This is a genomic window from Pseudoalteromonas sp. APM04, assembly GCF_022809815.1.
GTDB lineage: Bacteria > Pseudomonadota > Gammaproteobacteria > Enterobacterales > Alteromonadaceae > Pseudoalteromonas > Pseudoalteromonas marina.
On the sequence record NZ_CP094441.1, the window covers coordinates 704291 to 718701 of the forward strand.

Below are 14411 nucleotides of genomic sequence, written 5' to 3' on the forward strand. Positions count from 1 at the left end.
GCAAAGCCCAGTAAACGTACTGGGCTTTTTATTTGCGATTAACTAAGTTGCAAATTAAGTGCTGTGATTAAGCAGGGCTTTTAATTTACCCGGCTTAATAGGTTTACTTAAGTAGTGAATATTAGCTGCTTTTGTTTCTTGTTTAAGTTCGGTGTCGCGTACTGCGGTAATTAAAATAGCCGGAATGTCGCTTTGCCATATTTCTCTGAGTGTTTTAATTAAAGTGATGCCATCGCACTCATTGCCTAACTGGTAATCCATTAATATAACATCCGGTGCGCTATGCGCTTTAGCATGCGACATGACGTTTTCGACATTATCAAACAGGGTATAATTTGCTTGCCACTTTTTAAGTAAGCTTGCCATAGCTGCGAGGTTTTCTGGATCGTCATCTACGGCAATAATGTTTATTGCGGTACGGTTTTCTATTAGGTTACTCGCTGCGCTTTTTTGCTGAACAAACTGAGCGTCACCATAGGGTACGTCAATACTAAAGCGGCTGCCTTTACCGGGTTCTGAGTGCACATCAAGCTCTAAACTTAATAAATCTGCCATACGCTTCACCACGCCAAGGCCCAGCCCTACGCCTTTGTTGTCGCCAGACTCGACGCGATAAAAATCGTTAAATATTTTGGCTTGTTCAACGTCGCTAATACCAGGGCCTGTGTCCCATACTTCAATGCGCAGGCTATGTTTTCGGTTTCTACATGCCACTAACACGCGTCCTTTATCGGTATATTTAACAGCATTAGACACTAAATTTTGAATAATTCGGCGCAGGTAGGTGATATCGCTATGCACAACTTGGCCACCAGAACGCACGGTGAGCTTTAGCCCCTTATCACTTGATAAAATAGCGTACTCACTTTTTAGCGGCGCTAAAATATCTTCAATGTAAAAGTGGCGCGGTGTGGGGGTCATTGCGCCTTGCTCTAGTTTAGCTATTTCAAGTAGGGCTGACATTAAGTGAACAGTCGAATCTAGGCTGTCACCAAGCTTATTAAAGTTATTTGCATTGGTGGCATCAAGTTGTTTTTCATCAATGGCAGCTAGGTATAAACGCGCTGCATTGAGGGGTTGTAAAATATCGTGGCTAGCGAGTGCTAAAAAGCGCGTTTTACTGTCGTTTGCTTGTTCGGCCTCTCGTTTTGCTAAAGTAAGTGCTTCCTCCGTTTGTACTCGGCTGTCTATTTGCGCTTGTAAGTCTTTATTTATTGTTTGTACTTCTTGGGTTCGCGCCTCAATACGGTTTTCTAGATCCATGTTCACTTCTTCAAGCGCATTTTGGGTGCTTATGTGAGTTGTGATATCAGAAAAGCTCGTTACAAAGCCGCCATCAGGCAGTGGATTACCAATCATCTCAAACACTTGGCCATTACGACGGTGGCGTATAAAGTGATGAGAGCTACCATTTTTTAAATGTTGCACGCGTTTTTCTATTTGGCGTTCTATTTCGCCAGGCCCACATTCACCGCGTTTAGCGTTGTATCTAATAATATCCTCTATGGGTTGGCCAACTTCTAAAAAACCTTCAGGGTAGTTAAACATGGCACTGTAGCGCTTGTTCCATGCCACTAGCTTTAAGTTTTTATCAACAACCGAAATACCATGGCTTAAGTTTTCTAAAGAGGTAAATAATAGGTTTTGGTTAAATTGTAGGGCTTGTGTGGTTTCATCAAAAAAGTTAACCACTTCTTCAAATGCCATGCGCTTGCCCGATGACACCGTATGAATGAGCGCCTGTGCAGATGACGCGCCTAAAACACCGGTTAATGCGCGTTCGCAATAGGCTATAAATTCGGGCTCTGGGTGAGCGTTATTGTCGTTTAAATGGTGCGCAAGTGCGTAATGAGCCAGTACTTGTTGACTGCGTTGTATGCCTAAAAAGGTTTGCAGCAATATTTTAAAGTCGTAAACCGTGGCTTTAACATCTTTATTCAAACGGCGAGACAAAATAGCCTGATCTTTTGGATTTACAAACGCCGCGGCCTGAATTTTATCAATAAGGCGCTCTTCGGCTCCTAAAGAAAAACTAATATAACAACCAATATTTGCAAAGAGTGCGATGAGTGTTCCACGAGTGATGAGTGTTTGTTGTAACTCGCTATTTAAGGTATTACCTGCATCTAAAATGGGTAACATTAAGAACAGCACCCAGCAGGTTATACCAGCTAAAAGACCAGCATAAACGCCATAGGCATGACCTTTTCGCCAATATAAGCCACCAACAATAGAGGGCAATAACTGAGTCACTAACGAAAAGGCAACTAAGCCCATACTAGCCAGTGCGCTGCTATGGCCAAACCATTGTTGATAAAAATAAGCCAATATTAAAATACCGGCAATGGTAAAGCGCCTTACTAATAAAATTTGTGCCTTATAGCTGGTGGTAATTAGGTTACGTTTAAACTTACGACGCAGTATTAATGGCAGCACTACATCGTTTGAGATCATGGTACTTAGAGTCAGTGTTGCAACCACAATCATGGCAGTTGCAGCCGATAGGCCACCAATAAATACAAAGGTGGTTAAAAAGGCGTTGTCGTTAATTAGCGGCAGTGCCAGTACAAAGCTGTCTGGCGAATAACCAATACCAATATTTGGGTGAATAGCGGCAGTCGCTATAGGTAAAATCATTGCTGCGGTTAGTAATAAATATAAGGGGAACGCCCAACGAGCGGTATTTAAATGACGCTTATTTTGGTTGTCGACCACGGTTACATGAAACTGGCGGGGTAAACAAATAATTGCCGCGGCCGCCATAAGGGATTGACCAATAAAATTAAAACTAAAAAAATTAAAGTTACTCCAGTGTGCCCAAGCAGATTCGGTTAACTGAGCTGATGAGGTTTCTGGTAGGTTGAATAATGTATAAATAGCGAGGCCTGCCACAGCCATTAATGCAAAAAGCTTGATTAAAGATTCGAATGCTACAGCTAGCATTAACCCAGAGCGATACTCGGTGACATCGACTTTGCGGGTACCAAAAAATATTGCAAATAATGCCATGATAAGTGTGGCAGAAAGTGCCAGCATATCCCCCGATATTTTATTGCTATTTTGCAATAGCAAAAAGCTAGTGCTTAGGGCTTTAAGTTGCAACGCAATGTAAGGAATAGTGGCTAGCAGCGCAATAAGAGTCACCAAAATGGCGGTGGTTTGGCGTTTGCCATAACGGGCGGAAATAAAGTCGGCAATGGTCGTGATGTTTTGTTTTTTACTAACCAAAACCAGTTTGCGTAAAAACCCCTGCCCGAAAAAAAACAATAAGGCCGGACCCAATAAAATAGGTAAATAGCTCCAGCTGCTGGTGGCTGCGGTTCCCACCGAGCCGTAATAGGTCCAAGAGGTACAGTAAATACCAATTGCAAACGAATACACAAAAGGATGATGACTAATACGCTTTGCCAAAGGCGTTGTTTTATCGCCCCAGTTTGCTAGCCAAAACAGTACCCCTATATACCCTAATGCAACAATAATCAGAACGGCAGTCATGGTGTTATTAACCCTTATTATTTTTAAATGACCCTCAACCCAAGAGGTTATTACACAATACCAGAACTGAGCTTAGGTGTGGGGGTTGATTTTAAATAGTAAATTAAAGTGAAAATATATCTTACTGAATAATAACAATAAAAAGTAAAGAGCCCCCGTATTAGACTAATGTCGCATTTGTGAGCTGATTGGTAAATCAGCAATAAGTATAGCAAGTATAAAAAGCGTAACATGCTGATATTAAATAAAAATAACATTTTCTATTAAGTAGGTTAAATGCAGTTTACGCAAACGTTAATCAGGTGTTACGACTATGGTCTCAATTCAATATGTGAGCTGCGTTGCTAAATTGATTAGCGAAGATAAAAAACCACCCATCGCGATACTGCGGTGCTTAAAGGGGAAAATAAAAATGGCTTTTAAAGACGAAGAACAAGCAAAAGCTTATTGGGCTGAAAACATTTCACTACTGTTTAAATTACTAGCAGTGTGGTTTGTGGTCTCATTTGGCTTTGGCATATTACTGGTAGATGTACTGAATGAAGTACGTTTTTTTGGGTTTAAACTTGGCTTCTGGTTCTCCCAGCAAGGCGCGATTTACACCTTTGTGGCTTTGATTTTTGTGTACGTTTTCAAAATGAATACGTTAGATAAAAAATACGGCGTAGACGAATAGGAGCTAAGCAATGGATGTTCAAACACTCACATTTATAATTGTTGGTTTAAGCTTTGCGCTTTATATCGGCATTGCAATTTGGGCCCGTGCGGGTTCAACAAACGAATTTTACGTAGCAGGCGGCGGCGTACCTCCACTAGCTAATGGTATGGCAACTGCAGCTGACTGGATGAGCGCCGCGTCGTTTATTTCAATGGCGGGTATTATTTCGTTCGCAGGGTATGATGGCGGCGTTTACTTAATGGGGTGGACTGGCGGTTACGTACTGCTCGCTATGTGTTTAGCGCCTTACTTACGTAAATTCGGCAAGTTCACAGTACCTGACTTTATTGGCGACCGTTACTACTCGCGCACAGCGCGCTTAGTGGCCATTTTATGTGCCATATTTATTTGTTTTACTTATATTGCTGGGCAAATGCGCGGCGTAGGCGTTGTGTTTTCTCGCTTTTTAGAAGTAGAAATTGAAACCGGTGTTTACATTGGTATGGTGATTGTATTTTTCTATGCGGTTCTTGGCGGCATGAAAGGCATTACCTATACACAAGTAGCGCAGTATTGTGTACTTGTATTTGCATACTTAGTTCCGGCTATTTTTATCTCAATGATGATGACGGGTCACTTCTTTCCACAAACAGGCTTTGGTGCCACTTTAAGTGACGGCTCAGGTATGTATGTACTTGATAAACTTGACGGGTTAAGCGCAGAGCTGGGCTTTGCACAATACACCGAAGGCTCTAAAAGCATGATAGATGTATTTGCCATTACAGGTGCATTAATGGTCGGTACTGCAGGTTTACCACATGTAATTGTTCGCTTCTTCACTGTACCGCGTGTAAAAGATACGCGTATTTCAGCAGCGTGGACGTTGGTATTTATTGCTATTGTTTATACTACCGCACCAGCAGTTGCTTCGTTTGCACGTGTAAACATGATCGATACAATCAATGGTAAAGACGGCAGCGGCACAGCGTACGCAGAAGCACCAGCGTGGATCAAAAACTGGGAGCGTACAGGCCTAATCACTTTTAATGATAAAAATGGTGACGGCAAAATGTTCTACACAGCAGGTAAAATAGAAGATCCAAATAGCGCAAATGAAGTAAAAGTAGACCGCGATATTATGGTATTGGCTAATCCTGAGATAGCTAATTTACCTGCATGGGTTGTTGCACTTGTAGCCGCAGGGGGGATTGCTGCAGCACTGTCGACAACAGCGGGTTTACTACTGGTTATTTCGACTTCTGTTTCGCACGATTTACTCAAACGTACTCTGAAACCCGATATTAGTGATAAACAAGAGCTACTGGCCGCTCGATTAGCCGCGATGATTGCCATTGTTATATCTGCATACTTTGGAATCAACCCGCCTGGCTTTGTAGCGTCGGTGGTGGCCTTTGCCTTTGGTTTAGCTGCGGCGAGTTTCTTCCCTGCAATTATTATGGGAATATTCTCTAAAACAATGAACAGAGAAGGTGCTATTGCAGGCATGATCACCGGTATTGGCTTTACTGCAGCGTATATCATCTTCTTTAAATTTGTGAGCCCAGAGCTTAACAGCCCAGAGAACTGGTTCTTAGGTATTTCGCCTGAAGGTATAGGTTTAGTCGGTATGGTAATTAACTTTGTTGTTGCTGCCGTAGTACTGAAATTTACTCAACCAACACCTGTTGAAATACAAGAAATGGTAGAAGGTATTCGTAATCCTAAAGGGTCGGCAGAAGCGCACGCGCATTAAGCCAACTTATATGTAAAGTACCAAAAGCCCGACCTTAGTCGGGCTTTTTATTTGTATAAATAATGAGTACATTGGTGCTGTGTATACTTTTTAGTGAGTGTAACAATGAGTGTAGAACAACAAGAAGTAGCCCAATATGTTTATCTTCAAGCGCCGTTCAGCATGCTCGATAACAGTGCTTGCGACTACTTTGTAAACCATCTTGATGTTATTTATTTAACGCGAGAAAATCAGGCGCAGTGGCTACAGAGCGAACATCCAAAGCTTTTTTTAATTCGCTCAGGTCTTTACGATCTAGTTGATGCTAAAGGTGATGTAGTAACACGTCTGGCACAAGGTGATTATTTTGGTTTTCCTTCGCTTTTAACCGGCGAAGCAATTCAAAATAAATTGGCGGTTCAAAAAGAGGGCATAGTGTATATGCTCAACCAAGAACACTTTGATTTTTTACGCCGAGAGTACAAACCGTTTGAGCAATATTTTGTTAGAGCTCACGCCAATAGATTACTATCATCACATTATAAAAGTAAAAACGACAGTTGGTCAGAGCGCAGAATATCTGAACTCATGACCCGCACAGCCATAACGCTTTCACCCGATGCCAGCATTCGACAAAGCGCTAAAAAAATGAAAGAGCACGGTGTGTCGTCAATTATGGTTATTCAACATGCCCATTTAGTTGGCGTGGTAACAGACCGCGATCTGCGAAATAGGGTGCTTGCCGACGAGGTAGACCCGCAAGAAGCGGTTAGCAGCATAATGACCACAAACCCTAAATTTATATTTGAAAATAACCGCGTGTTTTCTGCGTTGCATTTAATGCTTAAATATAATATTCACCACTTGCCAGTGCTTGATGAAAGCCATAACCCGATAGGTATGCTCACCAGTACTGATTTACTGCGCCAACAAAAAAGTGATCCTGTGCAGCTCATTGGCCGCATTTATAAAGCGCATAACGTGAACGACTTAAAACGTTACGCCAAAGAAGTGCCCGATTTACTAAAGAGCTTCTCTCATAATATTGACGATATTTCACTTATTGGTAAATTACTAAGCGGGTTAACCGATGCATTAACATCGCGTTTGATCAGACTATTTCAAGAAGATCACGGCGCAGCACCAACCAGTTTTAGTTTTATATGCTTTGGCTCACAAGCACGCGAAGAGCAAACATTACATTCAGATCAAGATAACGGCCTATTACTCCCCAACGATTTAACTCAAGAGCAGCATACTTACTTTAAAAAAATGGGAGAGTTTGTTTGCGAACAACTCGTTGAATGCGGCATTAGGCGATGCCCTGGTAACATAATGGCAAGCAGTGACTTATGCCGCATGAGCGTGAACGATTGGTCTGAACGCTTTTTTAAATGGATAAAAAGCCCAACCCCCGAAGCCATGCTTAATTGTAAAATATTTTTTGATTTACGCTTTATAGAAGGTTCAAATTCGTTATATACCGCATTTTGTGAACAATTAGTGCGCATATCGCGAAACGATTTATTTTATGCAGCCATGGCTACCGACATAAATAATAACAGCGTACCCATAGGTTTATTTAACAAGTTTAAAACGCAAAAAGATGACAACAACCACAAATACATAGATTTGAAAAAACGCGGTGTGGTGATCATTAACGACATAGTGCGCTTATACGCATTAAAAGCGGGAATTAAACGGGCTAACACCCAAGAGCGCCTAGAAGCATTATTAAAGTATAACCTCATCAACAAAGACGATATTTACAACTTAAAAGACTGTTGGCGTTTTTTAACTCAGCTGCGCTTAAGCACACAAATTAATGAAGAGGGGTTACCAAGCAACTGTATTAACCCTAATAAATTAAATTCACTAGAGCGCCATCAGTTAAAAGAAGCGTTTTATTTAGTAAAACAAGCGCAGCAAGGCGCCGCGTTTAAATTTGCACGGGGCAGTTTGTGAGGCTCTCATGGTAAAAATGTTACTTACGCGGTATATAAAGCGCCGTCAATTACTAGCAAAAAATGCATTCTCGCAGCGCTATTTGGTGATTGATTTAGAGCTCACAGGGCTTGACTCAAAACAGCACGAAATAGTGTCGGTTGCATGGGTTGTAATTGATAACCAATGTATAAAAATGAGCGAGTCGCAACATTTTATTAATAAAGACGTAAAAAGCCTTGAACAAAGCCCGGTTTTTCATGGTATTAGTACTGACTCGGTGGCACAAGGGCAAAGCCTACAGAGTATTTTAATGTCTTTAAGCGCTCACTTTAGTGACTGCATTTTAGTATTTCATAATGCCATGCTTGACTGGGGCTTTTTAAAGTTAGCACTAAAAAATGCAGGGGTCACCCAGCGGCCTAAGCTGATCATCGATACCCTACAAATAGAAAAAAAGCGCTTACTGCAACACGCAAGCGATATAAAATTAGATGATTTAACCTTAAATGAATGCCGTAATCGCTACGATTTACCAAGCTATCATTGCCATCATGCGCTTACCGATGCACAAGCCACTGCTGAGCTGTTATTGGCCCAATGCCATCAAATAGGCGCCGGTAAAGAGTTAACGTTAAGAGCACTAGTTTAACAAAGCTATTTCACTTACGTATAATTTTGTTAAACTCAATTTTTTTAAAAGGATTTATTATGGTAATTGAAGCCGCCAGTAAGTATTACAACCAGTTAAACAATGACCTTCAAGCAGTTAAAAAGTACATTCACAACAATTTTGGTGTGTTTCTTACTATTCTTTACTTATTAGGTAGTTTATCAGGTGTTGTGTATCTTTACGTTTTACTTAATAACTTTTCGGTTGATGTATTCAACTTTATTGAAATAAGTGACTTTTTACTGGCACTGATTTCAAATCCTTTACTTATTACTATTTATACTACGCTCATCGTTATAACAGCTATTTATTTAAATTGGCGCTCAGGACACATGCCAGATCCTAGTAAAACAACCGTGTTAAAAAAACTTTATTATGGCTTTTGTTACCCGTACTATTTATTAAAACCTAGTTATACAGCGGTATTATTTTTAGCGCTTATAATACCTACATACCCTACTATGTTGGCGTATTCACACAGTAAAGACATAGTAAATGAAAGAACAATGAGTTATCACTTATCATTAAATTATCCAATTGCTAAGAGCAAAGTAACTCAACTTCAAAATGTTCAAATAGTAGCCTCAACAATGGGGAATTTATTTGTTTATGATAATAAACAAGATAAGTTACTTATTATTTCACAAGAAAATATTTCAGCATTAATACCTAATGAAAATAAAGTAAAAACGGTTAGCTCAGAGTCAAAATAGTAGCCTCTACATCACCCAAAAATTAGCTAATTTAATGAGGATACTCAGGCACGTAAGCATAAAATATTTAGCTGAAATATTATTAAATGTTACTTATAGGTGTAGGCATATAAGTCATAATTTCACTTTTACAAGGAACGAATATGAAACTTATCATCGCTATTTTTATTGCCTTATTTCCACTTGTTACGTTTGCAAATTCAAGTTTGCCGCCGAATAGACATATTGCTGTCCAGGGGAAGGGTGAGGTATTAGCTAAACCAGATCTAGCCAAAATTTCATTTGAGGTGGTTAGTATGAAAAAAGAATCACTTGATGCAAAACGTGATGTGGATGCTAGGGTTAATTTATTTTTAAACGGTTTAGATAAATATGGGGTCGAAGAGTCGGCAGTATCAGCCTCAAATTTATTAACTACTGCTGATATGCAATATTTAGAAAGTGGTGAAGAAAAACGGGTAGGTTACATTGCTTCGCGTTCACTCAAAGTTACTATTGATGATATTAACAAGATGAATGAAATTGTTGATTTTGCATTGAGTGTAAAAATAAATGAAGTAACTAATATAGAGTTACTGTCTTCAAAAGCCAAAGAGTTGGAAGCTCAGGCTACGCAGAATGCAGTAGAAAATGCGAAAGTTAAAGGTAAAGTACTAGCGAGTTCATTTGGTGCATCTCTTGGAAATATTTATAGTATTAATTCTAATAACAATCGCTCAAATTATGGCTATCATTCAATGTATGTTGAGCGCATTGATGTGACTGGTTCGAAAATGAGTGAGTCTCCTTTTGCAGCGGGGCGTTATTTAGAAATTTCTATAACATTTGAATCATCTATAAACGTGGTGTTTGATTTAGAGATAAAATAATAATCAGGGTATGAGGCATTAGAGAAATGGAATTAAAGTATTTTTATATTGGGTTTGGTGTCATTGCATTACTGAATCTCATTGTTAGCGTTCTTTTAATAAAGCGCGATGATTTAGAGGTTTTTCAAAAAGTGGCGCAAGTCATATTGGTCTGGTTAATTCCGTTGTTTGCTGCGGTTGGTTTGTGGTTGTTTTATCGCTCACAGGATAAGCCCAAAAGCATACCTAAAAGCTTTGGTGGAGGAACTTCCTCTGGTACGAACACACACAATGGAAGCGGGTTATAAGCAAATTTTAACGTGTATACTTTAATGCTATGTGGGGATTTTCAACGTTAATTTAAAGTTTCTAATCGCCCCCTCTTATAATCAGGCGCAAGGTCGATTACAATACAGGCATCTAAAAGGCACATAGCCTTTATCTGCACGCTAAAAGAGTGGATTTTATATTTCATGGCAATCAAACTTGCAATTAATGGTTTTGGTCGTATTGGTCGAAATATTGTCCGCGCGTTGTACGAGTCAGGTTTGAGCGACGAAATTAAAATTGTTGCCATTAACGAACTGGCTGACCCTGAAGCTATTGCTCATTTATTAAAATACGACACATCCCACGGTCGTTTTTCTTTTCCTGTAAAACTTGGTGAAGACACCATTAGTGTTGCAGGCGATACTATTGCACTTTTTTGTGAAGAAAACCCAGTAGAATTACCTTGGCAAACCCTTGATGTAGATGTAGTACTTGAATGTACTGGTGTTTATCATTCGCGTGAGCATGCACAGTTACACATTACAGCGGGCGCCAAAAAGGTGTTGTTTTCGCATCCAGCTGATAACGACGTAGATGCCACTATTGTCTATGGCATAAACGACGATGAGCTTAAAAGCGAGCATACTATTGTATCTAACGGCTCGTGTACCACAAACTGTGTAGTGCCAGTAATAAAAGTATTAGATGATGCCTTTGGTATTGAGTCGGGTGCTATTACCACTATTCATGCATCGATGAACGATCAACAAGTGATTGACGCGTACCATCATGATTTACGCCGTACTCGCGCCGCGAGTCAATCTATTATTCCGGTAGATACAAAACTTGCCCGCGGTATAGACCGCATATTACCTAAATTTGAAGGTCGCTTTGAGGCCATAGCTGTTCGCGTTCCAACAATTAATGTAACGGCCATGGATTTAAGTGTAACGGTTAATGCCGATGTAGATTTAAAGGCCGTTAATAATGCACTTAAAGCACAAGCAAAAGATAGACTCGAAGGTATTTTAAGTTACACCGAAGAGCCGCTTGTATCAGTTGATTTTAATCACGATCCACATTCTTGTATTATTGATGGCACACAGACACGAGTTAGTCACAAACGGCTGATAAAGTTACTTGTTTGGTGTGATAATGAGTGGGGATTTGCAAATCGTATGCTCGATACCGCGCGTGCGATGGTTGCAGTAACTCAGTAACTTTTTATATTACTATAATAATTTAAACGTATTTTTCAGGTTCAGTATCGTTAACTAAGGAGATATTCATGTCGGTCATAAAAATGGCAGATTTAGATTTAAACGGCAAACGCGTATTAATTCGTGAAGATTTAAATGTACCAGTTAAAGCAGGTAAAGTGACGTCAGATGCGCGTATTCGTGCTGCACTACCTACTATTAAATTAGCCCTTGAGAAAGGCGCTAAAGTAATGGTTATGTCACACCTTGGCCGTCCTACGGAAGGGGAATACAACGAAGAATATTCGCTCGCCCCTGTAGCTGATTACCTAAACGACGCGCTAGCGCAAACAGTGCGTCTTGAAAAAGACTACTTAAATGGCGTAGATGTAGCTGATAACGAAGTGGTTGTATTTGAAAACGTGCGCTTTAATAAGGGCGAGAAGAAAAACGACGAAGCGTTATCAAAACAACTTGCAGCTTTATGTGATGTATACGTAATGGATGCCTTTGGTACAGCTCACCGCGCACAAGCGTCTACTCATGGTGTTGGTTTATTTGCTGATGTTGCCTGTGCAGGCCCATTACTATCGGCTGAACTTGAAGCATTAGGAAAAGCACTTGATAATCCAGCTCGCCCATTAGTGGCTATTGTGGGTGGTTCAAAAGTTTCGACTAAACTAACTGTACTAGATTCACTGTCTAAAATTGTTGACCAGCTAGTAACTGGCGGCGGTATTGCTAATACGTTTATTGCAGCTGCAGGCAATCCGGTAGGTAAATCACTTTTTGAAGCTGATTTAATGGATGAAGCAAATCGTTTATGTGCAGCAGCGAAGGCAAACGATGGTGAAATTCCAGTTCCTACGGATGTAGTGGTAGGTAATGAATTTTCAGAGTCAGCAGTTGCTACGCTTAAAGATGTAAGCGAAGTGACTAGCGACGATATGATTTTTGATATTGGCCCAGATACCGCCAGCCAACTTGCTAAAATTATTGCAAATGCAGGCACGGTAGTATGGAATGGTCCTGTAGGTGTATTTGAGTTTGATCAGTTTGGCAACGGCACACGTGCTATTGCTCAAGCAATTGCTAATTCAAACGCATTTTCAATTGCGGGTGGCGGTGATACTTTAGCTGCAATTGATAAATACGGCATAGCCGATAAAGTTTCTTACATTTCTACCGGTGGTGGTGCGTTCTTAGAGTTTTTAGAAGGCAAAAAACTTCCAGCAGTAGAAATGCTAGAGTCACGCGCTAAATAAAGTTATTTAGCCGTGTAAAGTGAGGGGAAACCCTCACTAATCATTAATTATTAAATACCTCTCACCCTAATTTAATAATTAATGTGTACGAAGCTTAACTGCAGAGCAGTGGGTTTCGTGGTGTTATTTAAACGCCAAACTAACATATCCGTTCAAACTAGATAGCAGTGAAATGCTATCGATAAATTGGAGAATACCCAATGGCTTTAATCAGTATGCGACAACTTTTAGATCATGCAGCTGAGCATGGTTACGGCGTACCCGCTTTTAACGTGAATAACCAAGAGCAAATGCGCGCAATAATGGAAGCGGCTGACAAAACAAACAGCCCAGTAATCGTTCAAGGATCAGCAGGCGCTCGTGCTTACGCCGGTGCTCCATTTATTCGCCATATGATTTTAGCTGCCGTTGAAGAATGGCCACATATCCCTGTCGTAATGCATCAAGATCACGGCACCTCGCCCGGTGTTTGTCAGCGTTCAATTCAACTTGGTTTTTCATCAGTAATGATGGATGGCTCGTTAATGAGCGATGGTAAAACGCCTTCAAGTTATGAATACAACGTTGAAGTTACTCGCGAAACAGTGGCTATGGCACATGCGTGCGGTGTATCGGTTGAGGGCGAGCTAGGTGTATTAGGTTCACTTGAAACGGGTGAAGCGGGCGAAGAAGACGGTGTAGGCGCAGAAGGTAAATTAACAACTGATCAAATGCTAACTGATCCTGAAGAAGCAGCTGACTTTGTAAATAAAACCCATGTTGATGCGCTTGCGATTGCATGTGGTACATCGCACGGGGCTTACAAATTTACGCGCCCACCAACAGATGATATTTTAGCAATTGATCGCATTAAAGCCATTCACGCACGTATTCCTAACACGCATTTAGTAATGCATGGATCGTCGTCGGTACCACAAGAATGGCTAGAGATCATAAACCAGTACGGTGGCGAAATTCCTGAAACCTACGGTGTACCAGTTGAGCAAATTGTTGAAGGTATTAAGCACGGTGTTCGTAAAGTAAATATTGATACCGATTTACGTTTAGCGTCTACCGGTGCTATTCGTCGTCATATGGCGCTTAATCCATCTAACTTTGATCCACGTAAATACCTAGCAGAAGCTACAAAAGCGATGACAGAGATTTGTGTTGCGCGTTACAACTCGTTTGGAACGGCAGGACAGGCTGGTAAAATTAAACCAATTTCTCTTGATGACATGCACCTTAAGTACTTAAGCGGCGAGTTAGCACCACAGATTAAATAATCGATCGATTAAACAGATCAATGTGTAAAGGCCAGTAATATTATTACTGGCTTTTTTATTGCCTGCCAATAGCAGATCATGCAATTACCAACGGTATCAATTGGGATCACTCATTTACTAACACAGGTTGTATTGGATCATTACTTTACTAAGTAAACGTAATTTTTAGCTTTATTTAGCATTAAAAATAATCAGATCTTTTTTTATTTGTACAAACAATCAACAGCTTAACTTTTTGAGTAGGTAGAGTATTGATCTCAACATTGATCGCCTTGGTAAAAATCTGATCTTTAAAGTGAAGCTTAGTAAAATCCAGATCTATTAAAAGCTAAGTAAATACAAACAAAGG

11 protein-coding genes are annotated in these 14411 nt (G+C 40.3%); 10 read left to right on the forward strand and 1 reads right to left on the reverse strand.

What is annotated here, in order from left to right; genetic code table 11:
- Positions 1–54: 54 nt before the first annotated feature.
- Positions 55–3495 (reverse strand): PAS-domain containing protein, encoded by a 3441-nt coding sequence (locus tag MTP24_RS03310; protein ID WP_138740515.1) that lies wholly within the window; start codon positions 3493–3495, stop codon positions 55–57.
- A 412-nt stretch (positions 3496–3907) separates the two neighbouring features.
- Here MTP24_RS03310 and MTP24_RS03315 point away from each other — a divergent pair, with 412 nt between their 5' ends.
- From MTP24_RS03315 to fba, 10 genes are all read left to right on the forward strand, one after another.
- The gene (locus MTP24_RS03315; RefSeq protein ID WP_004586074.1) at positions 3908–4171 is read left to right on the forward strand and encodes a DUF4212 domain-containing protein; all 264 of its coding nucleotides are present in this window, start codon (positions 3908–3910) and stop codon (positions 4169–4171) included.
- A 10-nt stretch (positions 4172–4181) separates the two neighbouring features.
- Entirely contained in the window at positions 4182–5906 is a 1725-nt protein-coding gene (locus MTP24_RS03320; protein WP_006791848.1) for a sodium:solute symporter family protein, read from the forward strand.
- A gap of 105 nt (positions 5907–6011) precedes the next feature.
- Positions 6012–7850, forward strand: a complete 1839-nt coding sequence (locus MTP24_RS03325) for a DUF294 nucleotidyltransferase-like domain-containing protein (RefSeq protein ID WP_008128920.1) — start codon at positions 6012–6014, stop codon at positions 7848–7850.
- 7 nt (positions 7851–7857) lie between these two features.
- Positions 7858–8481, forward strand: a complete 624-nt coding sequence (locus MTP24_RS03330; protein WP_006791850.1) for a 3'-5' exonuclease — start codon at positions 7858–7860, stop codon at positions 8479–8481.
- Positions 8482–8540: 59 nt separating this feature from the next.
- Complete coding sequence (locus MTP24_RS03335; RefSeq protein WP_138740514.1) at positions 8541–9215, forward strand: hypothetical protein; 675 nt, start codon at positions 8541–8543, stop codon at positions 9213–9215.
- 143 nt (positions 9216–9358) lie between these two features.
- The gene (locus tag MTP24_RS03340) at positions 9359–10084 is read left to right on the forward strand and encodes an SIMPL domain-containing protein (protein ID WP_008128926.1); all 726 of its coding nucleotides are present in this window, start codon (positions 9359–9361) and stop codon (positions 10082–10084) included.
- Between the two features lie 26 nt (positions 10085–10110).
- Positions 10111–10371, forward strand: a complete 261-nt coding sequence (locus tag MTP24_RS03345; protein WP_008128928.1) for a hypothetical protein — start codon at positions 10111–10113, stop codon at positions 10369–10371.
- 165 nt (positions 10372–10536) lie between these two features.
- On the forward strand, positions 10537–11553 hold the full coding sequence (epd, locus tag MTP24_RS03350) for an erythrose-4-phosphate dehydrogenase (RefSeq protein ID WP_006791866.1): 1017 nt from the start codon (positions 10537–10539) through the stop codon (positions 11551–11553).
- 68 nt (positions 11554–11621) lie between these two features.
- Entirely contained in the window at positions 11622–12797 is a 1176-nt protein-coding gene (locus MTP24_RS03355; RefSeq protein WP_006791867.1) for a phosphoglycerate kinase, read from the forward strand.
- A gap of 200 nt (positions 12798–12997) precedes the next feature.
- Positions 12998–14062 carry a class II fructose-bisphosphate aldolase gene (gene fba, locus MTP24_RS03360; protein WP_006791868.1) on the forward strand — a complete coding sequence of 355 codons (1065 nt, stop codon included), beginning with the start codon at positions 12998–13000 and terminating at the stop codon, positions 14060–14062.
- Positions 14063–14411: the final 349 nt, after the last annotated feature.

What these genes read in the sequence shown, in the direction of transcription:
- MTP24_RS03310 (WP_138740515.1), bottom strand. Translation starts at nt 3,495, where the DNA reads ATGACTGCCGTTCTGATTATTGTTGCATTAGGGTATATAGGGGTACTG.
- MTP24_RS03315 (WP_004586074.1), top strand. Translation starts at nt 3,908, where the DNA reads ATGGCTTTTAAAGACGAAGAACAAGCAAAAGCTTATTGGGCTGAAAAC.
- MTP24_RS03320 (WP_006791848.1), top strand. Translation starts at nt 4,182, where the DNA reads ATGGATGTTCAAACACTCACATTTATAATTGTTGGTTTAAGCTTTGCG.
- MTP24_RS03325 (WP_008128920.1), top strand. Translation starts at nt 6,012, where the DNA reads ATGAGTGTAGAACAACAAGAAGTAGCCCAATATGTTTATCTTCAAGCG.
- MTP24_RS03330 (WP_006791850.1), top strand. Translation starts at nt 7,858, where the DNA reads ATGGTAAAAATGTTACTTACGCGGTATATAAAGCGCCGTCAATTACTA.
- MTP24_RS03335 (WP_138740514.1), top strand. Translation starts at nt 8,541, where the DNA reads ATGGTAATTGAAGCCGCCAGTAAGTATTACAACCAGTTAAACAATGAC.
- MTP24_RS03340 (WP_008128926.1), top strand. Translation starts at nt 9,359, where the DNA reads ATGAAACTTATCATCGCTATTTTTATTGCCTTATTTCCACTTGTTACG.
- MTP24_RS03345 (WP_008128928.1), top strand. Translation starts at nt 10,111, where the DNA reads ATGGAATTAAAGTATTTTTATATTGGGTTTGGTGTCATTGCATTACTG.
- epd (WP_006791866.1), top strand. Translation starts at nt 10,537, where the DNA reads ATGGCAATCAAACTTGCAATTAATGGTTTTGGTCGTATTGGTCGAAAT.
- MTP24_RS03355 (WP_006791867.1), top strand. Translation starts at nt 11,622, where the DNA reads ATGTCGGTCATAAAAATGGCAGATTTAGATTTAAACGGCAAACGCGTA.
- fba (WP_006791868.1), top strand. Translation starts at nt 12,998, where the DNA reads ATGGCTTTAATCAGTATGCGACAACTTTTAGATCATGCAGCTGAGCAT.